Genomic DNA, 22,758 nt, shown 5'->3' with positions numbered 1-22,758 from the left:
TAAGGGAGCTTATACTAAGTTCCCTTAGAACGTTACAGTCATTATTGACCGTTTCCAAGCATCTGCTTCAGTGCTCTTAACTCTGCCAATATCCGATCTACATCACTCTGGAGGGCTTCGCTCTTGAACTCTAGTAAATCGAAGTAATTGACAACTTCTCGAGTAATGGTATCAATATCTTCCCGGGGTCGAATATCTCGACCAAAGCCCATCAGTGCTGGACGTTCCACATAAGTCACTCGGTGTAGCACTCGCCAAGTTTTATTTGCTTTCCCCCTTGCTTGACGCAATGCGCGGGCTTCTTCATCGTTACTAGCCAGCCATTCAGGGTCAACGACATAACTGAAGAAGTCATTAAAGTTTTTGGTACTACTTTCGAGGTAAAAACTCATAAAGCGATAGCGGTCTACTTTTTCTCCGGGCTGGATGGGGTAGTCGTTGTAGTCAGTAATTCCAATGCTTTCTACACCACTCAAATCCACATTTAACTCTAAACCCGTGCTACGATTTTCCGTTTTATTCATCGTTTGGGTCAAGTTAATCGTTACTAGGGCAGTTAACTCAGCAGCAATTCCGGCGGTAAAATCTCCTTGGAATCCTAAACCTGCATCCAACATAAAGGAACCACCAACTGTATGCTCTACAGTATTAGCAAAGCTTTGGGCTTCTGTTCGCATTCCACCATCTGCATCCCAGACATAGGTGTTGACAATATTGCGCTTTCCTGCACGAATTTGGATGTCTTCCATCCGCTTCTGCCAACCCGCAAAACTGTCTGTTGCGTGGGCTCTTTTTTCTTGGTCGCTAATCTTAGCATTAATTTCTTTTTGCTTCTGCTGGGCTGCTTCTGATTGTTTGTCAGCCGCTGCTTCTCCTTCTTGCTCAATTTGTTGTTTTCGTCTTTCTTGGGCTGCTTGTTTTTCCTCCTCGGTCATATTTTCATCGGGTTTGTCTTCTTCACGGGTCACTCCAATTTCTGTGGGAGCTTTGCCACTCTCAATCTCTCGGTTCAAAGAGCTTTCATCGACTAAACCCGCATTATACTGAGCAAAATACGACTCTCGCCGTTTATCTTCATTCTCAATCTTTTGTTTGAGATCATAGGCCTCCTGAAGTCGATAGTAACTCGCGGGATAAAGTGAGCCATATTGGGCACGCATTTCGGGGACATGACGGAAGAAGCGATCGCTAGTTCCGCTAGAACCCGTCATCCCATCCAAACTACCGCTCATGGTATAGGCTGGATTGATTAAGAAGGTAATGGTATTAACATCTGGTGGAATACCATCCACAGGCTGCACCTGATAACCAATCATTTTATGGCTGCGTTTTAGGCGAGTGATAAACATATCTGCCAAACTGGAAACCACCAAAGCATAACCGACATTTTTGGGAATAAAACGTTTGCCTAAATGGGAGAATTTTAGACCGGGTTCTTGGCTTCCCCGCAATTCCAGGCTATCCGTCATTCTCAGGGATGAACTAGAAGTAATATTACTTTGATTTTGCCATTGGTAGCGCGAGTCACGGTTCCCTTTGAAACCCGCTTTCCATTGTGCGATTTGTGATTCAACTCCAACACCCCCAGACACTTCACCAGCACCACCAAGGAAAGCATCTAAACTAGCTCCTCGTCCGACATCCTGCGATCGATACCAGCTAAATTCTACGTCTTCGGATGTGGTTAATTCCACTGAAGCTGCGCCGTTGTAGTCTATCTGTACAGTCAGGTTTTCGCTGGGAACTGGGGGAGCCCCTTCGATATAGCCCAGGAGGGTCGGGGCAAATTGGGCATTACCAATCCATTTGAGTTCTAGTTCCTCTATTCGTTTGTCTGGTAACAATTCCACACCATTGAGAGCAGGGTAGGCGAAGAAACGCTGCATGATGGCAGATTTTTGATTGGTAACTTTGTCTATGGTAATGGTGCTGTACTCTGCACTCACTAAAGCATTGCTGCCTATAGGCAAGGTATTGTCATCTTTGAGGATGGCTCCGTGTACCGTGCCATGATTGTTGTTACCTGTCTGGTCAAGAACTTTGATTGTATCTCCTTCTGGTTCGATGTGATTTAATTGCCAATAACCAACTAAACCAGACTCTTTACCAGTTAGGCGTTGGTACATATCTGCTTGGATTTCTTCAGCGCTGCGGGCTTTGTTCCAGATGCGGACTTCGGCAATTTGACCGTTCAAATATTGAGATGGCCCATCATCTCGACCTAAACATAATACTCCTGTATCTTCGTTGATTACTCCTGCTATATTTTTACTAGCTACTTCCACACCATCTATGTACAATTTTAAGGTCTTGCCATCAAAGGTTCCTGCATAATGATGCCATTGATTGATGTCTGGTTGTGTAGACTTGACGTATTGCCATCCATTACTGTAAATAAAAAACTGGATTGATTTCTCACCGAGGATTGGGTGCATTACATAGGCATCTCGTTTACTAGCTAAACAGGCAGTCTGATTCCAATTCTCTGTATGACTTTTAGCCCAGAGAGAAACAGTGATTGCTGAAGTTGGGTTTTTGTGAGCAGAAATTTCTACATAATCATTCACTCCATCAAACTGCATTACCTTATGTCCCAGATTACCGATGGGAGCAGCACAACCCCACCAGCTAGCACTAGTAACAATATTGCTGCTAATAGGCAAGGTATTGTCATCTTTTAGGATTGCGCCGTGTACCGTGCCATGATTGTTGTTACCTGTGAGGTCAAGAACCTTGATTGTATTTCCTTCAGATTGGATCTGATTTAATTGCCAATAACCAACCAAACCTGACTCTTTACCGGTTAGGCTCTGGTGCATATCAGCTTTAATTTCTTGGGCCGTGCGGGCTTTGTTCCAAATGCGAACTTCAGCTATGCGCCCATTCCACATATCAGTTGCGTTACCAGAATCGTGCCGTCGTCCAATCCGCCATCCATGTGTATTTGATGGTAAGGACAAATTGAGATTTGCAGATTGCTTAATCAAACTACCATTTTGATAAATTTTGATCGAAACTCCATCGTAACTCGCCGCTACGTGTACCCATTGATTCATGGGAAAGCTTGAATCTGCTGCTTGCTGCTTCCAAGCACCATTGAAAAATCCGGCTTGCAGTCGGTGATCAGAACCATGCAAACAAAGTTGGAAAGTAATATTTCTGTTGGAACCAGGGTATACCTCAGTAACTATACTTCTGTGGACACTTTGTTGTGAAAGAGTATTGCAGTAAACCCAGGCTTCAAGAGTAATTTGATTGCTAATTTTACTAGAAATATTAGCGGGCAAGGACAGATAATCATCTACCCCATCAAACTGCATTACCTTGTGTACTAGATTACCAATGGCAGCGGCAGAACTTGAAGAGATAGCACCAATAACAGTGTTGCTGTGTATAGGCAAGCTATTGTCTTCTTTGAGCATGCCTCCGTGTACCGTGCCATTGTTGTTACCTGTCAGGTCAAGAACCTTTTGTTGATCTCCTTCAGATTGGATGTGATTTAATTGCCAATAACCCACCAAACCTGACTCTTTACCGGTTAGGCGTTGGTGCATATCCGCTTGGATTTCTTCAGCGCTGCGGGCTTTGTTCCAAACACGGACTTCGGCGATTTGACCACTAAAATATCTAGACCATGGTCCATCGTCTTTACCTATAAGCAATTCTCCTGTATCTTCCTTGATTAATCCTGCTGTAGTCGTAGAAATCTCGTCACTAGCGACTTCCACACCATCTATGTACAATTTCTGGGTTTTGCCATCAAAGGTTACCGCATAATGATGCCATTGCTTGATATCTGATGGTGTATGGGTCAGAACTTTCCATCCATTACTCTCCAGGTAAAAACTGATTGCTTTAATACCTTCGCGGGGATGTATTACATAGGCATCTCGTTTACTAGCTAAACAGCCATAGTGATTCCAATTCTCTGTATTACTTTTAGCCCATAGTGAAACAGTGATTGCTGTAGTTGGGTTTTTATGAGCAGCAATTGCTATATAATCATTCACTCCATCAAACTGCATGACCATGTTTCCCAGATTACCAATGGGAACAGGATTGATATCTTTATTATCAATGGGAGCAGAACTGGTATCTTGACTACTAATGGGAGCAGGACTGGTATCTTGACTATTGTTGCCACTACCAGTCATATCCCTTATCTGAGTTCCTGTTCCTTCGTTCAAGGGATAGTAAGCAACTAATCCGGGTTCGTTACCACTGAGTCGCGTTTTGCTGTTAACAGCAATTTCTGCTTCACTCAGAGCCAAATTCCAAACTCGAACTTCTGCCAACTTGCCAAATTGCTCAGAACCACGGGTGCTATTACCGATGGTAGAGATAGCAATATTATTAACTTTACAGATTGTTGTTTTTCGTTGTTCTTTGCTACTATCATCAGTTGCTGCATCAAGGAATGCTTGCTTAACATCAGCGACTTGACGACCGTCGATATAGAAGATAGTGGTAGAATCTTTGCCAACAGCAGCTAGATGATGCCATCCAGGAGTTAATCGTTCCAGGTTGTAGCCGCTATCGTAAAAGACTCCATCAACCAGTGTTCCCAGTTTAGACATTTCTTGAATCACTACAGGAGAATCACCATCTTTGCTACCCAGTAAAATTTTTTGTGCGGGTCCAGATGCATATGCAGAGTAAAACCAAGCTTCCACTGTCCATGACTCACTCAAAGCAACTGAATTGACCAACTGAATTTTGTGCCCACTATCAGCGAAGTTGAGAGCAACAGGAAGTTCATCAGGAAGCCACTGTTCAAAAGTAGTATTCCGACTATCGGAGGTCGCATCAAAGTTAGTCTGACGCATCCGACCTTGACTGTCAAAGTAACTCAGTTGCACGTTACCTTCACAAGTTTCAATGGCTGCAATGCGCGTCACTGGAGAGGTAAATCCGAGTAATGCCCCTTTGGTAATTAAACCTTTTTGGGAACCATTACTGACCGTGTGGAGTGTTGGTAATGTTTGGGGTGTTTGTTGAGTGGTGCTGACTGTTTTGATGACTGTATTGTTGGCAGTATTTAACTCGCTTTGAACTTGGTTTAGTTGTTCGATAACCTCTTTGAGTCTGTCTTCCCATGCCTGTTTGGTTGATTCACCTGCGTTTAATGTTTCTTGCTTTTCTTCTAACTCTGCTGCTTTAGTTTTAAGTTGTTCTTTCTTCTCCTCCCACATTGATTGAGCTGTATTTATCGCAATAATATTTTGTGGCTCTTGTTTATCCAGTTTCCATTTATTAACTGTAGACTGACTGGCCGAACGCATAGTCAGATAATCCAAGTCAAAACTAGTATCTATACTCAAATACCTACGCTCATCATCCTTAAAAAGATCGTCCACCCCCTTGTTGTGAATGTAATAGTAGCCATCACCTGCTGAAACAAGTTTCCATTTCACCCGGGGAGAATTATTGGGCTTTTCCATGCTCAATAAAAACGTATTGAATGTAAGTATAGGCGTGCATTGCAATATCTTGGAGTCGCCAGTATACTTATTTTTGATGTAATAGTAGCCTTCACCGGCTGAGACAAATTTCCATTGCTGGTCTGTTTTTTTTATCTCATCCTCAGATATGTATACACCCGTATTATTTAGGTTAGGGTTATTGAAGGTCTGTAACTGTCCGGATCTGTTATTCCAGGTATTTTCTATATAGCACCAATCATTCAAAGGATTGGCGACTTCTTGCTCATAGTTAGTTTTGAGAGTTTGCTCTTGCTGTTGAAGAGATGCCACCTCTGTTTCTAATGCTGCTATTTCTTGTCGTAGGCGAGGCAAATCACCCAGTTGAGCGAGCTTATCTTCTAATTTCCGCTTTTCCTTTATTAGTGCCGTTTCTTCCCGTTCTTTCTGCTCTAATGTCTTTAATTGTCCGGGTAACTCAGCATAGTTATCTGCCAAGGTAGATAAACTAACGCTATCTGTATAGTTAACCTCAGTAATGCTATCTGAGACTAACTGAACCCGATGCTTACGAATCTCCAAAGTTGACCATGTGCCTTGAACATGACCCAGTTCAAAGCTACGGATCATTGCCACCCCATCGGGTACAGTAAAACGACAGGTGGCTTTGTACCAGTTGTTGCCTAAAGACTGAAAGTCCGATGTGTCAATCGTAAAAAGTTTCTGTTCGATACGTTTTTTCGCACTGCGGCTCTTTTTCCCCCAATAGGAAAACGTAAATAACTTGCCGTTATTACGATCAACATTATTCGGGTTGAGATTCGGATTGGTTTTAAACTCAAAGGTTTCAATATAGGTAGCCCGGGCACTCACCGCCACCAAATCATCATTGCTGTATTTAACAGCTTGGGTGGTTCCATCTCCTAAAGTACGATTGAGAGTAATCGCACTCACAAAGGCATCCCCATAAACTGTGCCGTCGTTTCCGTAAACGGAGAAATCAACAACTGTTCTTTCCTTATCCTCAGTAATTGCCCCCAGTCGCCAGTAGCCCACTAAATCAACTTCCCGTCCGGTAAGTTGCATATACATGCTATCTTTGATTTCTTTAGCAGTCCGAACCTTATCCCAAACTTGTACATCAGCAATCTTGCCAGCCAAGGACTTCCCAATCAAAAATTCCGGCTGCCAATTCTCGGGAGCATCAAATAGTGATGCCACTTCTGTCGGGATTCCCACCGGCTGACCATTCTTACAGAGAGTTAAGATAGTTTTGTCACTGGCGGCATCAGAGGAAATAATCCCGGCGTAGTGAACCCATTGACCCGTTGGGATAGTCGTTGTATCTGTGGTTTTGCCAACACCATTGGCACACTTGACTTTCAACGCTACAGTGCCGTTATTAACCAGTAATTGAATGTGTTCGTCTTCTTCTCCAAGAATAATCTGTTCACCACTACCCGTAGCTGAGACATAAACCCACGCTGAACAAGTATAGCCAAAGGAAAATTCTTCCGAAGGAGGGGTTAACTCTAGGGCTGGAGTTTTGATATACTCATCAGCACCATCAAACATGACTCCCCGCCGCTTGCGGGATTCCAGTTTCAGGTTGACGGCTTCACCCGGTTTCCAGAACAGATCATTAATCGTAAAGTTTTCATCATCAATTTTGGTAACCCCATAGCTGCCATTATAGTCAGTGGTATCGACAATTTGGACTTCATCACCTGCTTCTAAGCCATGATTGAGAGCCGTGATTTGCAGCTTACCATCGGCTACTCTTTCCACCTCAGTAATGATGCCATCAAAGACTAAACCCGTCTCTGTTTTCGGCACCACTTCCCAACTGCCAATTTCACTGTTCACCCACTCGGCAGCAATTTCAAAGGTATCACCATCGATACTGATGACTTGATAATGACCGTTGTAATTTTGGGTGTTGGCAATTTTGACCGTATCCCCAGTTTTCAAACCCGAAGATGGGGAAGAAACAATCTGAACTTTATCTTCATACCCTCTTTCTATACCCGTGATCTGCGCTTGGGGTGGTGGTGTCGAATCCCCAATCGCTTTAATTTCATCTAAGGTATTTAAGGGCAAAAGTAAGTCCCGACTCTGACTGCGTAGGATGTTAGTATTGTCGGGATTTGCATCAATCTCAGACAACGTACCATCTGCTGCTACAGCAAAACTCAAGGTTGCTACATTGCCCTGGGTTGTAGGAATTGCGACCATGACCTTGGTCGAATTCTTGAGCAGTTGCATTCCATCTTTAGTTTGCTGCTCTTTCTGGATATCGTATTTGGTAGCTGACAAGCCATTGGCGACTTCAACACCATTGAGATCCAGCTTGCGCTTAATAATACCCGGAATAGAACGAGGGATTAAAGCATTCTTAGCTTCGGGTCTGGGTTCTAAAACCGTGTAGTCTTTGACATCAAACAATCCCTCTGCTGAAGCGCGAATGGAGGTTAATTCTACCTTCTGAGTGTGAGAGTTGTAAGCAAAAATGTGCCAACGGTAATTATCGTGTTCATTGGTCGGTAACAGTACTACTGAAAACCCACCTTGGTGAAGGTTCTCAATCAGAGTGAGTTCCGTGGTCGGCTCATAGAAAGGCTTGCCATCAGCATCCCGAAAATCTAAAGAATCAATATTTGAGAGTCCACCGTTAGCATTTTTCTTCATACTGGCGATGGGTTGATATTTCTGTCGCGATCGCTTAAACCGCACGTCTAGCTTCCGCACCAGTTGATTGGTCATGCCATCCAGGACAAAACGGTCTACCAATAAGGTATTGGGAGTAGTTTCAGTAGAATTTGCCTTGGATTGACGAAAAACATAGAGGTGACCTGTTGCCGAAACTAACTGTACCGGAAAAGCTGCTGATTGATTCTGGGTTCTGTAGCGCGTACGCAGAATAAATGTGCTGGTCTCAGCCTGATGGGTTAATTCCTTAGTTTCTTTGTCAATTACGGACTGGTCATCCTGTGCTTCATTAGGAAATTCCAGTTCTTGCCAATCTTCCCAACCTGTCCTTTGGTCTTCGGGGGTGTTGAGGTAGGAGTCTTCAAACCCATCCTGCTTGATGGTGTACCAAATCTTGCCGTCTGTATCGGTGGCAACAACCACAACTTTGCCTTCATGGGCAATAGTGTTAACGAATTGAACCTTGTCCCGTAGTAGATACATAACCTAAGTAATTTGCACAAACCACTATTGACCTTATCGTTAAGAATGCTATTACCTCCAATAATTAACATTTTTTTTTGTTTTTCGTTCCTGGCAGAAAAATGCCTAAATGTCACATTTACTTCACAACACTTTACACAATTCGGCACATTTTTATTTTCACTATTTATCGTTTATCACCAACTGCAACTTAGTTTTCGCGCATCAATATATAGTCACGCGCCAGGCGATAAATTAATAAAAAATTTTTATGTTGTGTTAGTAATAATGATTGCAATAACAAGATTTTATTCGCTAGGTTAAATAATGTAAAAGCTTTATTTTATACTTTAGCAATTATTATAAATATTATCAAATTTTTACTGTGTTTTAATTTACTAAAATATAGCGGTTTTCAATTAGGTGAGATACATGTTTTTAGGGAGCTAAGGCCGTGAGCCGTAAGCATTCAGCCGTCAGCCGTCAGCCGTCAGCTTATTTTATTCAAAAGCACCTCAAGTAGCGTGCGCGTAGGGCATAAGCTGAATACTAATAGCTAATAACTGAGAGCTGAGAGCTGAGAGCTGAGAGCTGAGAGCTGAGAGCTGAGAGCTGAGAGCTGAATGCTTACCGTGAGCCACGCTTTTGGCCGTAGGCCAAACGCGAACGGAGCAGTGGCAAGAGCCCGTATTCAAAAAAAATTTTTTAGTTGAATAGCAGAAGTATCCTTGTACAGTAAGCTTTCTGAGTTTTTTAGAATAAAAGGTACTGAAGAACCAATGTCTTAACTTATAACCTTAGTGCTATAACGGCTTAGTTGTCCGAATGACGTACCAAACCTCAGATCATTTTATGCATCTGATGGTTTGTCCCTGACACGCTCTTTCCAATATCCTGGCTCACGACTACAGTGCATCACCGCCACAATTAAAATGTAATCTTCCTCAATAGTGTATAAAATCCCGTAGGGAAATTTACGTGTCAGACATCGACGAATATCTTCATCAAGAACAGCCCAACGAGTTGGTGACGCAACAATTCGGAAAATTGCATCCTCAACTACATTGATAAATGCCTGTGCCAATTCAACTCTACGCTCTGCGTAAAACTCGACTGCTTCACCATATTCAGTCAAGGCTGCTGGGTGAAAGACATATTTCATGGCTCTAGAAGTTCCCTCACTCTAGCTAACCCTTCCTCTCCAGGAATAGGCTGAACCATACCACTTCGGATTTCATCTCGACGCTTCTTAGCTTCACCTACCCAAAGTGTTTGCAGTTTCTCGTCTACATCAAACTCAAGACTTTCAACCAGCTTCTCTGCCAACAATGCTCTCCATGCACTGGGCAAAGATAAAGCTTCTTTCATTACTTGCTCAACAGAGACCATAACATTCGGGCATCATAGATAATACCCAGAGTGTAGCAAAAAAGTAGTAAATATAACACAGAATCAAAATGCGATTGACCGTAGGTCACGCGGGGCGCGTTCGCATCTGTTGCGATCGCTTCTTGGAGAGAACCCCCTCTCGATAGGTAATGCTTCTGAATTTGACACTCCCCGCTCTAAAGAGACGGGGATTCTTCACTCAACGACCCAGCTTGCTGAACCTGACCGGAATCAAGAACAGTAGAGGCCAAATCTCCTAAAGCGTATCGGCTTTCGCCGACGCTTCGCGAACGGATTAATAATCCAAGTTCCGACGTGCCCCGTCGTACTTATGGCTCTATTACGGATGTTGATGGCGGCGTTGTGGTCTCTATCAAGTTCACATCCGCATTCACAGACATGAGTCCTAGTAGAAAGGGATTTCTTGACTACCTCACCACACTCAGAACAGTTTTGACTAGTGTAGGCAGGATTTACTGCAACAGTTATCCTTCCAAACTTAGTCCCAAAATGCTCCAACCATTTCCTGAATTGATACCAACCTGCGTCGTTAATAGACTTGGCGAGACAATGATTTTTTACCAGATTTTTAACTCTTAAATCTTCGTAGGCGACCAGATCGTTAGATCGGATTACGCAACGTGCAAGTCTCTTTGCATGTTCTTCACGCTGCCTACTTATTTTAAGATGCTGTCTACCTAGTCTATTAACCGCTTTTTTGCGATTGGATGAGCCTTTCTTTTTCCGAGAAACCCGGCGCTGATAAAACTTTAAACGTTTCTCCCCTTTTCTGTAGAATCGGGGATTGGATTCGGAGTGGCCATTGGAATCTGTATAGAACTCTTTGAGTCCTACATCCAGACCAACCATCTCACCTGTGTGCTCTACTTCCTCTTTTACGTTAACTGCAACACAAAATTGAACGTAGTACCCATCAGCTCGCTTGACTATCCGAACCCGGTTGATTTGCTTCTTATCGAAGCGCCACAAGTCCCAGGTACCCTTAAGTTTGAGTTTCCCAATCCCTTTTTTGTCCGTGAACGTTATCGACTTTTTGTCAGGGGATAGCTTCCACCCTGATTTCTTGTACTCTACAGAACGAGCACGTTTTTGGAACTTTGGTAAACCCTTTTTTCCTGGGATTTTCTTCTTGCAATTATCGTAGAAGCGAACAATCGATGACCATGCCCTTTCAGACGCAGCCTGACGAGCAGTAGAGTTTAATTCATTAGCAAAAGGAAACTCTTTAGCTAGGATTTTGGAGTACCGACTAAGGTCACTCTTTCCTGTGCCTTTGTTGTCAAGCCATAAACGGATGCAGCTATTACGGATGAATTTAACTGTCCGGATAGCTTCGTCTATAGCTGAATATTGATATTCTTTACCTTTCGCTTTAAACTCTAAAATAATCACCGAATCTCGACCTCCTTGACCTTGACCAACGGTCACGCTACGCGAACGGTCACGCTACGCGAACGATATATATTTATACTAGCAATATTATATAAAAGTGGCAAGTGCTAGCCAAGATTTTTGATCACGGCGACTAAAGTCGCTGCGAGTCTTCATCCCCGGTTTAAAAACACGGGGCTTTCGACTTTCGGGGATTCCTGTAATCTCGACTTTGTGGCTTGTCGGTAGCGTCGTGTTTGCCAGGGATTCTAACAGATGGGCCTGATTAGCTGGAAGCAGCATCAGTAATAAACTGTCTTTGCTACCTGGGCTAGACCAGAAATTTCTGGTCCCGAAGGTGAGGCAACATTGCTCAAGTTTTCAGGAATACGGATTATTCTTTCCTATCATCATTCACCCTGGAATTGGGTATTCGGTCTTGGTCTTGGTCATACCATCGGTAGATTGGGAGGGTGGATGATTCGGGACTATAGTGGTTTGTTATCACCATTGGGGTCTACCAGTGTTCCTGTTGGGAATCGGGAATCGGGAATCGGGAATCGGGAATTGGGAATCGGGAATTGGGAATCGGGAATCGGGAATTGGGAATCGGGAATCGGGAATTGGGAATCGGGAATCGGGAATCGGGAATCGGGAATCGGGAATCGGGAAAAAATCCTGTGTACCTGATTTCTATGATAACCGGTATATAATTTCAGAAAATCGAAACTAGCAGGTCAGTTTGCAAGATGAAAGTCACAACTAAACTAGCACAATTAAGAGCTAATTCCGGAAATATCAGTTACGAAGAAATTTCTGAATCTACGGGAATCGATCGCCAAGAATTAAGGGAACTAGAAAATGGGGAAGCGAATGCGATCGCTTTTACTACCCTCGCTCAACTCTGTGCTTTCTTTCACTGTAGTCCCAACGATTTGTTGATTGTAGACTGGGAGGGGGAAGAAATCGCCCCACCTACTGCTGAAGAAATAGAGAAAGCTTCACAGATAATCAAACAGGCATTTGCCCGTGCTGAGGCGATGCCACGCCGTTCTGCGGAGGAAATTTGGGATAGTTTTGAAGGGACTATCGAACGAATTTCATCGAGAAAATTCACGCTTGATTTTCCAGGCTTTTAATTTAGCGCGAACCGCTTCTTGTCCTGGTAAGGGATGCTTTTTAGCAATCTGCTCAAAACGCTCGCGATTTTTTTATTCCCAATAGTCTCGAATCTCTTGAGCTATCTTCAAAACGGTTTGATACTCCGGTTCTACTTCCCTACGGTGGGTATCAATATAGGATAAGGCTGCATCAAGTTGCTCATCAGTTATAGATAGCCAGTTTCCCATTAATTTGGGAGTCCATCCGGCCTCAAGATGGCCCATGATATCATAAATCGTAATGCGCGTACCTGCTGTCAGTCCCCGTTCTGTACGAATGATGGCTGGTTGGGCATTTTGCTGATCGGATAATGGAGTCATGCTCACAGAGTTTTAGGTTTTGCTTTCATTATATCTGACAAATAATGTTTCAGCGTTGCTGAATCAAGATATCAAACGATAAGGAACAGGAACATCCCAGAATCGGAAATAGTGAATCAATAAACGAATTGAGGACTTTAATCTTTTCTATGATTTTGAACAGATGAGCTCTGTTTGAATACTGATCATAAAAGTGTGGGGAGGGTGGGGAGATGGGGAGATGGGGAGATGGTAGAGATTTTTATTAAGGATAACTATCCTGACATGATATTACTACAGGATAGAGGATACCCAGAGTGTAGCAAAAAAGTAGTAGGCATAACACAGAATCCAAATGCGATTGACCGTAGGCCACGCTACGCGATTGACCGTAGGTCACGCGGGGCGCGTTCGCATCTGTTGAGCTTGATAAGCGCATTTGTATTTGAGATGTAAACCTGTATGGTCTTTTTTTATTGGACAATAAAACTTAGGATCTCGAACCCCTCTTGCCTCTTGCCTTTTGCCTCTTGCCTTTTGCCTCTTGCCTCTTGCCTCTTGCCTCTTGCCTCTTGCCTCTTGCCTCTTGCCTCTTGCCTCTTGCCTTGCGCAAGTATGTTCACAACCGAGATATAAAAGCTATATCAACTTAAACGCTGGCAAAGCCACAAAGCAAACAAAGGTAAAGCCAGTCGGTAGCCTTGCTCAGAGCCATAAATTAAACCTTTGTGCTGCAATCCAGCGATCGCTCCTTGGAGAGAACCCCCTCTTGATAGGTAATGCTTTTGAATATAATCTCGACTTTGTGGCTTGTCGGTAGGGTCTAGAGCCAGGGATTCTAAAAGATGGGCTTGATTAGCTGGAAGCAGCATTAGTAATGACTCGAAGACCATGGATAAGTCGGCTAGCAGTTCTTGGATGGCCTGCTGAACATGGCCATCACGAATTAGTCCATCAGAAACTCGTACGGACTTGAGGCGTCGCACCAGTGCCGAAGCATCACCAAAGTGTCCTTGCACGGCATTGACAAAGATTTCCAGTGCTTGCGATCGCGGATCGAAAGTCAGCCCTTGGGTATGCAAAACTTCAGTTACCCAAGCCGCAACCACATCATCAGCTAAGGGAGCTAGCTGCACGATTTCCAAATTATTCCCCGGTTCATGGGGATAAATGCTGGTTTCTGCGATTGTTGCCACCAGCACATAACTTACCTGAGTCTGACCCTCGATCTGTTCCCTCAAAAATTTTTCCCACACCCCATGACGATCCCAAGAGCGGATGTGGGGGAAGCTTTCCAAAATCAACACTACCCGTTCTCCCTCAGATTCAGCTAATCTTTGGAGGAGATCGAGTAATACTTCAAATGCTTTCCGTTGCAGCTCTTTGCTCTGGATCCGAACCGGTTTAAGTCCCTCTGTGCCACTGCCTTCATCCTTGAGGACAAATAATTCCGCTGCCTTACCTTCAATCCAATCTGCCATTAGAGCTTGAACCGTTGCCATTGGAAACGTCTGGTTTATGCTCTCCCACAGCAGTTGCACAAAGCGCTGACCATCAGTAACCCGGATGCAGTCAACCTCTAGGATTTTAACTCCAACTTCCCGTGCCGCCCGCCTTACCAAAGTCCGCCGTCCGCTTCCGGGCACTCCCACAATCAGCAGGTTGCCATCACGGGCTAAAACTTGAGCGATGCGCTGGAATTGTGCTTGCCGCCCAACCAATTGAAATGGTGCTGATAAATCCAAAAGATTCACGGCTAATGCATCCCGATCCCAAGTGTAGACATCCTTCGGCGGCACTCCTTCACTAGTTGCCAAGCCCCCAACTGTATCGCTAACTGTATCCCTGGCATCCTCAGGGCTGAGGTTAACCATTGATTTGCCATCAGTCGATTCTGTCATGTGCTATTGCCTGTATTTTTCCCAATCCCAAGCTCAAACCAAAACCTTGGTGTGGCATGAGTCTATGGTTTACCTTGGAACTTTTCAATAGTGTCAATCGTTCCTAGCACTATTAAAACGTGCTATATATTTTATAGCACTGTTCGACAGTATCATTGTAGAAAGATAATTACCACCAACCCTTACCCAATAGGCAATTCCCGTGTTAGAAGCATTCATATTTGCCACAATATTGTGCGGATTTTTCGGCATCATCCTTAAAAAGAACCTGGTTATGAAAATCATCTCTATGGATATCATGAGCACGGGGGTGATTGCCTATTACGTGTTGGTTGCATCCCGAGATGGTTTATTCACACCCATTCTTTCAAACGTCGAAAATAGGGCTTACGCAGATCCGGTGCCCCAGGCAGTGATCTTGACAGCGATTGTGATCGGCTTTTCGATTCAAGCCTTGATGCTAGTGGGTGTTATGAAACTGGCACGGGACAATCCCACCCTGGAAAGCAACGAGATCGAGAAGAATAACATGCCATGAGTACCATTACCATTGCCTGGATTGCCCTACCGCTATTTGTGGGATTCAGCATTTATCTACTCCCCAAACTTGACCGATACCTCGCCCTAGGGGTTGCCATGGTTTCGGTTGAATATGGGACACAGCTATTGCTTACGGCAAAATCGCCATTAACCCTACAGCTGCTGGATAATTTCGGTGTCACATTACTAGTTGATCAATTAAGCGCCTTTTTTATCTTGACCAATGGGCTGGTAACCGCAGCAGTAATCCTTTACTGTTGGCAAAGTGGTAAAACAGCTTTTTTTTATACCCAGACCATTATCTTACATGGCAGTGTCAATGCCGTATTTATCTGTGCAGATTTCATCAGTTTATACGTAGCATTAGAGGTAATCAGTATTGCTGCGTTTCTGTTGATTGCCTATCCCCGAACCGACCGATCAATTTGGGTAGCCTTGCGCTATCTTTTTGTGAGTAATACAGCCATGCTGTTTTATCTAGTCGGCGCGGTTTTAGTCTATCAGGCAAATCATTCCTTTGCCTTTGAAGGGTTGCGCGGAGCACCTCCAGAAGCCCTTGCCCTGATCTTTCTGGGACTGTTAGTCAAGGGAGGAATATTTGTATCAGGATTATGGTTACCCTTAACCCACTCCGAATCTGAGAGCCCAGTGTCGGCATTGCTATCGGGAGCTGTGGTCAAAACGGGAGTCTTTCCACTGTTGCGTTTTGCTCTGATTGTGGAGGAACTTGATCCCATCGTCAGGATATTTGGAGTGGGGACAGCGCTTCTGGGAGTAGGCTATGCTGTGTTTGAAAAAGATACCAAGCGTATGCTGGCGTTTCATACCATTTCCCAGTTAGGCTTTATCCTCGCCGCACCAGAAGTAGGGGGCTTTTATGCACTGACCCACGGCCTGGTGAAAGGGGCGCTCTTTTTAATCGCGGGTGTTTTGCCCAGCCGCAACCTCAAGGAATTGCAACATCAACCGATTAATACCCAAATCTGGATTGCCCTGGCTATAGCTAGCTTCTCAATTTCCGGCTTTCCCTTGTTGTCTGGCTTTGGGGCGAAGGTGTTGACCATGAAGAATCTAGTTCCCTGGGAAGTTATCGGTATGAATGTTGCTGCCCTAGGAACAGCAATATCCTTTGCGAAATTCATCTTTCTGCCCCATGGGGATAGCAGCCAAGGGCAGGTAAAGCTCGATTTCTGGTTAGCGATGATACTGTTGCTCGGTGGGCTGATTGCCGTCAATGGTGTGTACTACCAGGCATATAATTTTGACAATATTATCAAACCCCTGGCAACCATTGCCCTTGGGTGGTTGGCATATTTTTTGATTTTCAAACGATCTGTACTCAAGCTGCCCCGTGTGCTAGAGGAATTTGACCATCTAATTGGGGTGATGAGTCTGATGTTAGTATTACTCTTCTGGATGGTGTTTCAACCGTAAACAACTCACCGCTAAGTCTTTCGGCGTAGCCGACCCTGCGCGAACAGACTATAGCGGGAGCTTTCAAGCTCATAGTTTACCAGTCTAGGTTCTTACAGAACTACGTTATTTCTGAGAGTTAGTGTTCATACCTGGAGATGCGTAGCTAGTCCCCAGCTCTAGAACCCGGTCGTTAAACAGACCTAGTTGAGTTAAGTCAGTGCGATCGGGAAAGTACCGAGAAATAACTTTGACTAAGCTAACTTTACCCTAGTAATAGGAGAAAACACAATTATGCGTGTATTTGTACTTAACTCAAATCGACAACCTTTAGATCCATGCAAACCGGCGAGAGCTAGAATTCTACTTTCGACAGGAAAAGCTAAAGTCTATCGTCGTTACCCATTTACGATAATTTTAACGGAGGAAATACAAGAACCAATAACCCACGGGTCACAACTCAAAATAGACCCCGGAGCAAAAACAAGTGGCTTAGCAATTGTTCAAGGTAACCGAATAGTTTGGGGCGGTGAACTTACTCACAGAGGTTTTCAAATTCGAGATGCCTTAACAACTCGATGGCAACTAAGGTGTGCTCGCCGTAACCGCAAAACTCGGTATCGCAAGCCTAGATTTCTTAACCGGTCTAGACCAGAAGGCTGGTTAGCTCCTAGCCTAATGTCTAGAGTTCATAACATCTTGACTTGGGTTAAAAAACTAACTCGTTTATGTCCCATTGCAGGAATCTCTCAAGAGTTGGTTAGATTTGACACTCAGAAGTTGCAAAATCCCGAAATATCTGGCATTGAGTATCAGCAAGGTACGCTCTACGGTTACGAGCTTCGAGAATATCTACTCGAAAAATGGAATCGAAAATGTGCCTATTGTGGGACAACGGGTACTCAGTTAGAGATTGAGCATATTAAGCCATTATCTAAAGGTGGTTCTAATAGAGTCTCTAATTTAGCTATTGCGTGTCATTCATGCAATCAGTCTAAGTCTGATCAAGAAATCGAACAGTTCTTATCTGGAAAACCTGACGTGTTGAAACGGGTTTTGTCTCAAGCCAAAAGACCTTTAACTGATGCGGCTGCCGTTAACACAACTCGTTGGAAGTTGTACCATGAAATGAAATCAATCGGATTACCTGTTGAAGTCGGGAGTGGTGGTTTGACTAAATTCAACCGATGTCGTCAAAACCTACCTAAAACTCATTGGCTGGATGCCGCAAATGTTGGCAAAGTTGATACTTTAATTATTGAGGGTTATCAACCTTTACTGATTGCCGCTAAAGGTCACGGTACTCGTCAAATTTGTCGAACAAACAAGTATGGGTTTCCTATCCGTTACTGTTCAAGAACTAAGATTCATAAAGGTTTTCAAACAGGAGATATTGTTCGCGCCGTTGTAACTAAAGGCAAAAAAATCGGTACTTATGTGGGAAGAGTTGCGACTCGGAAATCAGGATATTTTAATATTTCAACTAAATCAGGACTGGTGCAGGGTATCAGTCATAAATATTGTCAATTTATTCACAGAAAGGATGGTTATGCCTATACAATTTAAATCCTGTCCTCCCTTTCCTCTCTCCGCTAAATCAAAGATTATAGCGGGAGACGACCGGGAGGCGGGCAGATGATTGGGCATCTAAATTTAATTTTACGACTAATTATCTGGTTTTTGCTCACTGCCAATCTGAGTCCCTCAAATATCATGATTGGCATTGCGATCGCATTTTTATTACCGGGACGCCCCAAAACCCCAGAAGCCTTAAAGGATTGGCTGCGGGTGCTCGGTGAAGTGATAGTGGCGATTCCCCAGGCATATATTGAGGCATTTGAAATCATGCTCCGTCCCCATAACCACGAAGATGTGATCATGGAAGGAGTCAAACCCCAACGGACTCCTGGGCTAATATTCCTGGATATATTCCTGATCACCTTTACACCAAAAACCATTGTGTTGAAATACCACCAAGATGGCAGGTACGAAGTACACCGGGTTAGACGGAGGAAACAACGATGACGCTGATCCTGATTGCCATGATTCTGGCTTTGCTCATCCCCATTTATGAGGCTTGGCAAGATGATGATATTTGGCAAAAAATGTTGGCATTTGCCAGTATTGCGACCAAGACATCCATCATGATCCTGGTGGTATCTGTCTTGCGCGATGATTGGATGATCGGTGTTGTCGGGGTGATCATCCTGAGTGTGGGGAATGCTGGATTAATGTTACTGGCCCATGTAATTAAACGAATGAGTGATCTATGATTAATGCACTGAGTTACACTTGCATAGGTGTCGGAATCGTCTTCTGGTTTTGGGGAACCATTCCCCTAATCGGTCACCGATCAGTATTATTCAAGCTACATAGTCTTTCAGTGGCAGATACCCTCGGCTCGATGAGTATCATCGTCGGGCTGCTCCTGAAGATACCCAGTGAATGGCCCCTGCTGATTCTCGCCATTATCTCCTTGGCGATCTGGAATACAGTGTTGGGATATGTTTTGGCTTACTGTTCCAGTAGTGGGGGTGACAATGACTGATAACTATATCTATGTCATAACCGCCCTGCTGCCTTTGTCCGCTTGCATGCTGGTATTTCAGGTCAATCCATACCATGCTCTGGTGATCCGAGGCATACTGGGAGCGGTGGCAGCTTTGGTCTATGCTCTGTTTGGGGCAGCCGATGTGGCTTTAACCGAAGCGTTGGTGGGTACAATGCTAGCGATTACCCTCTATGCGGTTGCGGTGCGTTCATCCCTAACCATGCGTCTTGGAGTGATCCAAGACTGGGAAGTTGAGGCAGATGGAGAGTCTTTACCAGACAGCAAGGCCAAACCGGATTTTGGGGAACTGATGGATGACTTACGGACAATCCTGAGCAAACACTATATGCGCCTTGAGCTGGTAACCTACCCAGATAGGCAGAGCTTGCAGCGGGCGCTGTTGGAAAAAGAAGTCCATGGTACCTGTACCGAAGATGAGGGATTGCCCTTTGAGCAGGACCAGAGGGGATTAGCTCCAGGAGCTACCCTGAAGGCATCACCACAGGATGATCAAGACCAGGTAGGGCAAGAGTATGAAACCCTACCTTATCACACCCAGACCAGGGTTCAACGGCTCTATGAGATCATGCAAAGTGAACTTTCATTATCCGCAACAAGCTTGAGTTATGTAAATGTACCAGAAGCAGGGAAAGATCATTAATGAAATGGATTTACATTGCAGCAGGGATAGCGCTGTACGTCAAATTTATGGTTTTGCCCAATCCGGCGGCAGACTTATCAGATCTGTCTATCGTCGAATCCGTTGTAGAAGATACTGGAGTGCCCAATGCGGTTTCGGGTATCATTTTCCGGAATCGGCTTTATGACACCATCTTTGAAGTGGTGGTATTTACGATCGCGATCATGGGAGCTAAATTTCTACTGGCCGATGAAAAGCCCTTCTGCACGATCTATCAATTTACCGATAAACCATCGATTGTTCTAGCGCGTCTGGGAGCGACGATTGCTGCGTTGGTAGGTATCGAGCTGGCGATTCGGGGGCATCTGAGTCCAGGGGGTGGTTTTGCGGCTGGGGTGGCGGGGGGAACCGCAATCGGTCTGGTTGCCATCACCTCATCATTCCAGTGGATGCAGGCAGTCTACAAGCGCTGGCAAGCTGCTAGGTGGGAGAAGGTTTCAGTTTTGATTTTTATTGTACTAGCAGTTATAACGTTGGTGGGCGTAGAATTACCCCACGGGGAGTTGCAGGCTCTTTTCAGCGGTGTCGTCATCCCCTTACTCAACATCCTGGTTGCAGTAAAAGTTGCTTTGGGTTCGTGGGCTGTTATTTTGGTTTTTATTCATCATCGGGGATTGCTTTGATCGATTACAGCGGTTTTAAATTCAGGGAACAGGGAACAGGGAACAGGGAACAGGGAACAGGGAACAGAACAAAAATCCTGTGTACCTTATAGTTATGAAAAACGCTGTATTTTTACTACACCCATTCGCCCACACCCAGTAAGGCTAAGAATGCTGCTTGTCATCTCCTCAGCAGAACTGCTATGGTATAGCGGTTTTCAAGCTAGTAAGGTTCAATAAAGATGATACCTCAGATAATTATACTCTAGCATTTTTTAGTCTAATGAGGTACATAAGATTTTTTCACTCTTACCTGTTACCTCTTATCTCTTCCCTTTTACCTCTTATATCATGTCGGGATAATTACCCTTAATAAAAACCTCCCCCATCTCCCCATCTCCCCAAACTCCCCACACTCCCCTTAATTATGGGTATTCAACCAGACTTGATATTATCTCTTCCCTGTTCCCTGTTCCCTGTTCCCTGTTCCCTAAAAAAACAAAATTTGTACCTCACCTAATTGAAAACCGCTATACATATCATCATGGTTAACACAAACACGACCTTAGAAGATACCAGCCTAACAGTAGAGACTCGAATCTCGCAAGTGACGGTCTACTCCAACCAGGCAAGGGTGACGCGGCTCACTAAGGTCTCACTGACTGGGCAAGAGCAAGAACTGGTAATCCCTCGGCTACCGATGACCATCGAAACGGAGTCGGTGCGAGCAACAGGGACTGGTACAGGAGCTGTGCGATTATTGGGAGTAAGGACAGAAAAAGTCTTTGACTCTGAACCTGTGGGGGAACAAGTTGCTCAATTGAGTGGGCAAATCAAGGAGTTAGAAAAGCAAAAACGCCACCTCCAAGACCAGCAGGCGTCAAAGGAGCTAGCACGGAATTTTGTGGAGGCTTTGACTGATAAAGCTGTCCAACACTTTTCCCGCAGTCTTGCCCAACAACAGATTGGCGTGCAGGAAACAGGTGAATTTCTGAACTTTCTGGAGCAGCGTTACCATGCAGATGCTAGCGCGATCGCTCAACAAGAAGAACAACAGCAAGAGTTACAAAAGCAATTAAATGCTCTGAAAGCTAAGCTACAACAGTTGAAAACTCCCCGTCCCCAGGAGAGTTTGAGCATTATTGTCACCTTAGCAGCAGAGGGGGCGGTGGATTTTGACCTAGAAGTATCTTATGTAGTTAATCGTGCCAGTTGGATACCACTTTACGACTTGCGGACCAACAGCAGTAGCGATCGCATAAATCTGAGCTACCTTGCACAAGTCAAACAAAGCACTGGGGAAGATTGGTCCAACGTTAGCCTGACTCTTTCAACGGCTAAGCCTGGACTGGGAACCCTACCCCCTAAGCTGGAACCATGGTACATAGAGGCACTAGACCAACAACCTACCCGACCTTTGCGAAGGGAAAAGATGAGGGCAATGTCTAGGTCAATGTCAGAATTATCTACAGATCAAGAGTATGAGGATGAGCCGGAAGCATTGACAACTCGTAGTGCTCCCCAAGCCCTATCAGCACCAGCACCAGTTGCTGCCCAAACAGTGGTAGCAGTAGTATCTACAGAAGGAGGTGTGGTTACCTTTGAGTTGGATGGTAACAGCAATATTCCTAGTGATGGTTCGCCTCACAAAGTGACTATTTTCAGTGATGAATATCCTAGTAATCCTGAGTATCTTGCTATTCCTCGGTTAGTTAGCTTCGCCTACCTACAGACTGTTGTTACCAATCCTGTTACTGGTGCAACGTTGTTACCAGGCAAAGCGAATATCTTTCGTGATCAAACCTTTGTTGGTACAACTAAGTTAGAGAATATTGCACCAGGACAAGAATTTAGGCTGAACTTAGGCATAGATGAGGGAGTGAAAATTGAGCGGGATTTAGTGGAGCGCCAAGTTGATAAGAAATTAATTGGCAATCAGCGCCGCACGACTTATGCCTATCGACTAGTAATTACTAATTTGCAGAGTGTGCAAAAGACTTTGGTAGTTAAAGAACAGTTGCCAGTGAGCCGTGATGAGAAAATCAAAGTGCGGCTGACTCAGACTAATCCCAAAATACAGACCGGTGAGATGGGATTGCTAGAATGGAAAATTGATTTATTACCCCAGGATAAGCAAGAGCTATATTATCAGTTTATCATAGAGCATTCCCCTGAGTTAAAAGTAATTGGTTTGGATATTTAGGGCTCTACCGTACCTG

Annotated in this window: 18 protein-coding genes and 1 pseudogene; 13 read left to right on the top strand and 6 right to left on the bottom strand. The window is 44.4% G+C overall.

Features of this window, described 5'->3' with window-relative positions; translation table 11 throughout:
- Positions 1-41 precede the first annotated feature (41 nt).
- The 4 genes and pseudogenes from F6J90_RS09665 to F6J90_RS09650 form a co-directional block, all read right to left on the bottom strand.
- The gene (locus tag F6J90_RS09665) at positions 42-8,612 is read right to left on the bottom strand and encodes a LamG-like jellyroll fold domain-containing protein (protein ID WP_293092457.1); all 8,571 of its coding nucleotides are present in this window, start codon (positions 8,610-8,612) and stop codon (positions 42-44) included.
- Between the two features lie 829 nt (positions 8,613-9,441).
- Positions 9,442-9,753 (bottom strand): type II toxin-antitoxin system RelE/ParE family toxin, encoded by a 312-nt coding sequence (locus F6J90_RS09660; RefSeq protein ID WP_293092455.1) that lies wholly within the window; start codon positions 9,751-9,753, stop codon positions 9,442-9,444.
- On the bottom strand, positions 9,750-9,959 hold the full coding sequence (locus tag F6J90_RS09655; RefSeq protein WP_293092453.1) for an addiction module protein: 210 nt from the start codon (positions 9,957-9,959) through the stop codon (positions 9,750-9,752). The genes F6J90_RS09660 and F6J90_RS09655 overlap by 4 nt, the downstream gene beginning before the upstream one ends.
- A 197-nt stretch (positions 9,960-10,156) precedes the next feature.
- Positions 10,157-11,393 (bottom strand): annotated as a pseudogene (locus F6J90_RS09650) (transposase).
- A gap of 348 nt (positions 11,394-11,741) precedes the next feature.
- Here F6J90_RS09650 and F6J90_RS09645 point away from each other — a divergent pair.
- Both F6J90_RS09645 and F6J90_RS09640 read left to right on the top strand, forming a co-directional pair.
- Positions 11,742-12,062: a hypothetical protein gene (locus F6J90_RS09645; protein WP_293092451.1), complete on the top strand. Its 321-nt coding sequence runs from the start codon at positions 11,742-11,744 to the stop codon at positions 12,060-12,062.
- A gap of 59 nt (positions 12,063-12,121) precedes the next feature.
- Positions 12,122-12,511 (top strand): helix-turn-helix transcriptional regulator, encoded by a 390-nt coding sequence (locus F6J90_RS09640; protein ID WP_293092449.1) that lies wholly within the window; start codon positions 12,122-12,124, stop codon positions 12,509-12,511.
- A 72-nt stretch (positions 12,512-12,583) separates the two neighbouring features.
- On the opposite strand, the gene F6J90_RS09635 is transcribed toward F6J90_RS09640, so the two are convergent.
- A complete protein-coding gene (locus F6J90_RS09635; RefSeq protein WP_366513737.1) occupies positions 12,584-12,853 on the bottom strand; it encodes a DUF433 domain-containing protein in 270 nt (89 codons plus the stop codon).
- A gap of 174 nt (positions 12,854-13,027) precedes the next feature.
- Between F6J90_RS09635 and F6J90_RS09630 the strand changes: the two genes are divergently transcribed.
- Complete coding sequence (locus tag F6J90_RS09630) at positions 13,028-13,288, top strand: hypothetical protein (RefSeq protein WP_293094911.1); 261 nt, start codon at positions 13,028-13,030, stop codon at positions 13,286-13,288.
- Positions 13,289-13,341: 53 nt separating this feature from the next.
- On the top strand, positions 13,342-13,485 hold the full coding sequence (locus F6J90_RS09625; RefSeq protein WP_293092447.1) for a hypothetical protein: 144 nt from the start codon (positions 13,342-13,344) through the stop codon (positions 13,483-13,485).
- Here F6J90_RS09625 and F6J90_RS09620 read toward each other — a convergent pair.
- Positions 13,477-14,733: an ATP-binding protein gene (locus F6J90_RS09620; RefSeq protein ID WP_293092445.1), complete on the bottom strand. Its 1,257-nt coding sequence runs from the start codon at positions 14,731-14,733 to the stop codon at positions 13,477-13,479. The two genes, F6J90_RS09625 and F6J90_RS09620, sit on opposite strands and share 9 nt — an antisense overlap.
- Before the next feature lie 202 nt (positions 14,734-14,935).
- Between F6J90_RS09620 and F6J90_RS09615 the strand changes: the two genes are divergently transcribed.
- The 9 genes from F6J90_RS09615 to F6J90_RS09575 all read left to right on the top strand — a co-directional run bounded on the left by F6J90_RS09615 (position 14,936) and on the right by F6J90_RS09575 (position 22,742).
- Positions 14,936-15,271, top strand: a complete 336-nt coding sequence (locus F6J90_RS09615; RefSeq protein WP_293092443.1) for a cation:proton antiporter subunit C — start codon at positions 14,936-14,938, stop codon at positions 15,269-15,271.
- Positions 15,268-16,707, top strand: a complete 1,440-nt coding sequence (locus F6J90_RS09610; protein WP_293092441.1) for a cation:proton antiporter — start codon at positions 15,268-15,270, stop codon at positions 16,705-16,707. The genes F6J90_RS09615 and F6J90_RS09610 overlap by 4 nt, the downstream gene beginning before the upstream one ends.
- A gap of 273 nt (positions 16,708-16,980) precedes the next feature.
- Positions 16,981-18,252, top strand: a complete 1,272-nt coding sequence (gene iscB / locus F6J90_RS09605) for an RNA-guided endonuclease IscB (protein WP_293092439.1) — start codon at positions 16,981-16,983, stop codon at positions 18,250-18,252.
- Positions 18,253-18,321: 69 nt separating this feature from the next.
- Entirely contained in the window at positions 18,322-18,711 is a 390-nt protein-coding gene (locus F6J90_RS09600) for a Na+/H+ antiporter subunit E (protein WP_293092437.1), read from the top strand.
- Positions 18,708-18,959, top strand: a complete 252-nt coding sequence (locus tag F6J90_RS09595; protein ID WP_293092435.1) for a hypothetical protein — start codon at positions 18,708-18,710, stop codon at positions 18,957-18,959. The genes F6J90_RS09600 and F6J90_RS09595 overlap by 4 nt, the downstream gene beginning before the upstream one ends.
- Positions 18,956-19,234, top strand: coding sequence for a monovalent cation/H(+) antiporter subunit G (locus F6J90_RS09590; protein ID WP_293022292.1), 279 nt, complete (start codon positions 18,956-18,958; stop codon positions 19,232-19,234). The genes F6J90_RS09595 and F6J90_RS09590 overlap by 4 nt, the downstream gene beginning before the upstream one ends.
- Positions 19,227-19,898: a DUF4040 domain-containing protein gene (locus F6J90_RS09585; RefSeq protein ID WP_293092433.1), complete on the top strand. Its 672-nt coding sequence runs from the start codon at positions 19,227-19,229 to the stop codon at positions 19,896-19,898. The genes F6J90_RS09590 and F6J90_RS09585 overlap by 8 nt, the downstream gene beginning before the upstream one ends.
- Positions 19,898-20,560: a Na(+)/H(+) antiporter subunit B gene (locus F6J90_RS09580; RefSeq protein ID WP_293092432.1), complete on the top strand. Its 663-nt coding sequence runs from the start codon at positions 19,898-19,900 to the stop codon at positions 20,558-20,560. The genes F6J90_RS09585 and F6J90_RS09580 overlap by 1 nt, the downstream gene beginning before the upstream one ends.
- Before the next feature lie 523 nt (positions 20,561-21,083).
- On the top strand, positions 21,084-22,742 hold the full coding sequence (locus F6J90_RS09575) for a mucoidy inhibitor MuiA family protein (RefSeq protein ID WP_293092430.1): 1,659 nt from the start codon (positions 21,084-21,086) through the stop codon (positions 22,740-22,742).
- The last annotated feature ends 16 nt before the right edge of the window (positions 22,743-22,758 follow it).

Source organism: Moorena sp. SIOASIH (genome assembly GCF_010671925.1).
Lineage (GTDB): Bacteria > Cyanobacteriota > Cyanobacteriia > Cyanobacteriales > Coleofasciculaceae > Moorena.
The sequence above is the reverse complement of the archived record's forward strand: the minus strand, read 5'-3'. Positions and strand labels throughout refer to the sequence as shown.

Bases quoted from the DNA above. Each gene is read 5' to 3' on its own strand.
- F6J90_RS09665 (WP_293092457.1), bottom strand. From the start codon at position 8,612: ATGTATCTACTACGGGACAAGGTTCAATTCGTTAACACTATTGCCCAT.
- F6J90_RS09660 (WP_293092455.1), bottom strand. From the start codon at position 9,753: ATGAAATATGTCTTTCACCCAGCAGCCTTGACTGAATATGGTGAAGCA.
- F6J90_RS09655 (WP_293092453.1), bottom strand. From the start codon at position 9,959: ATGAAAGAAGCTTTATCTTTGCCCAGTGCATGGAGAGCATTGTTGGCA.
- F6J90_RS09640 (WP_293092449.1), top strand. From the start codon at position 12,122: ATGAAAGTCACAACTAAACTAGCACAATTAAGAGCTAATTCCGGAAAT.
- F6J90_RS09635 (WP_366513737.1), bottom strand. From the start codon at position 12,853: ATGACTCCATTATCCGATCAGCAAAATGCCCAACCAGCCATCATTCGT.
- F6J90_RS09620 (WP_293092445.1), bottom strand. From the start codon at position 14,733: ATGACAGAATCGACTGATGGCAAATCAATGGTTAACCTCAGCCCTGAG.
- F6J90_RS09610 (WP_293092441.1), top strand. From the start codon at position 15,268: ATGAGTACCATTACCATTGCCTGGATTGCCCTACCGCTATTTGTGGGA.
- iscB (WP_293092439.1), top strand. From the start codon at position 16,981: ATGCGTGTATTTGTACTTAACTCAAATCGACAACCTTTAGATCCATGC.
- F6J90_RS09600 (WP_293092437.1), top strand. From the start codon at position 18,322: ATGATTGGGCATCTAAATTTAATTTTACGACTAATTATCTGGTTTTTG.
- F6J90_RS09595 (WP_293092435.1), top strand. From the start codon at position 18,708: ATGACGCTGATCCTGATTGCCATGATTCTGGCTTTGCTCATCCCCATT.
- F6J90_RS09590 (WP_293022292.1), top strand. From the start codon at position 18,956: ATGATTAATGCACTGAGTTACACTTGCATAGGTGTCGGAATCGTCTTC.
- F6J90_RS09585 (WP_293092433.1), top strand. From the start codon at position 19,227: ATGACTGATAACTATATCTATGTCATAACCGCCCTGCTGCCTTTGTCC.
- F6J90_RS09580 (WP_293092432.1), top strand. From the start codon at position 19,898: ATGAAATGGATTTACATTGCAGCAGGGATAGCGCTGTACGTCAAATTT.
- F6J90_RS09575 (WP_293092430.1), top strand. From the start codon at position 21,084: ATGGTTAACACAAACACGACCTTAGAAGATACCAGCCTAACAGTAGAG.